This window comes from Kocuria subflava, from assembly GCF_012163155.1.
Taxonomy (GTDB): Bacteria; Actinomycetota; Actinomycetes; order Actinomycetales; family Micrococcaceae; genus Kocuria; species Kocuria subflava.
In genome coordinates this window covers 1-1,087 of sequence record NZ_JAAVUN010000083.1, presented here as the reverse complement: position 1 = coordinate 1,087, position 1,087 = coordinate 1, and the positions used below count along the sequence as shown (strand labels likewise).

General features: G+C 64.4%; 1 protein-coding gene. It reads left to right on the top strand.

Annotated elements, in window-relative coordinates:
• The coding region (locus GTW58_RS13045) for an IS110 family RNA-guided transposase (protein ID WP_119933846.1) at positions 1-1,067 on the top strand (1,067 nt) is incomplete at its 5' end.
• Between the last annotated feature and the right edge of the window lie 20 nt (positions 1,068-1,087).

The window sequence follows — 1,087 nt, the reverse complement described above, 5'->3', positions numbered from 1 at the left end:
ACCTAGCCGCTACTCACGGGCCTGTGCTGGTGGTTGTGGATCAACCCAAGACCATCGGTGCCCTGGTGATCGCGGTGGCCCAGGATCTGGGCATCGAGGTGGCTTACCTGCCCGGGCTGACGATGCGAAGGGTCGCGGACCTGCACCCGGGGCAAGCGAAAACCGATGCCCGGGATGCGTTCATTATCGCCAACACCGCCCGCACCATGGCCCACACCCTGCGTGGGATTACCGTGGCAGAGGAAGACATCGCCGAACTGTCAATGTTGTGTGGCTTCGATGATGACCTCGCCTCTCAGATCACCCAAGCCCGCAACCGGCTGCGCGGGTTCCTCACCCAGATCCACCCCGCCCTGGAACGCGTGCTCGGCCCGCGACTTGGCCACCCGGGCGTGGTTGCCCTGCTAGGTAGGTACTCCTCCCCGGCCCGGTTGAAGAGCGCAGGCCGCGGCCATGTACGAGCTCTACTGAAGAAGCACGCGCCCCGGTTGGCGGAGAAACTCACCGAGGAGATCTTCACCGCCCTGGCCGAACAAACCGTGACTGTCACGGGCACCTCGGCGGCGGAGAAGATCATCGGGCGCCTGGCCGACCAGCTCGCGCAACTGGGCGCCCAGCGGGTGGAGATCGAAACTGAGATCCTCACGGTGGTCGATGCGCACCCTCTTACCCAGGTCCTGACCTCGATGCCCGGGGTAGGGGTCAGGACAGCAGCACGGCTGCTCACTGAAGTCGTGGGCAAGGACTTCAAAGACGCCGGGCACCTGGCTTCCTACGCCGGGATCGCACCCGTGACACGTAGGTCCGGGACCTCGATTCGCGGGGAATCACCCTCCCGGCGGGGCAATAAGGTCCTCAAACGTGCTTTGTTTCTCTCCGCGTTCGCCTCCATCAACGCCAGCCCTGCTTCCAGGGCTTACTACGACCGGAAACGAGCCGCGGGCAAACGCCACAACCAAGCCATCATCGCCCTAGCCAGACGCCGCACCGACGTGCTCTACGCCATGCTGCGCGACGGATCTTTCTACCAAGAACCCACCCCGCCCACCGTGGCCCTAGCCGCTTGACGAAAACCATAGAAGCACCC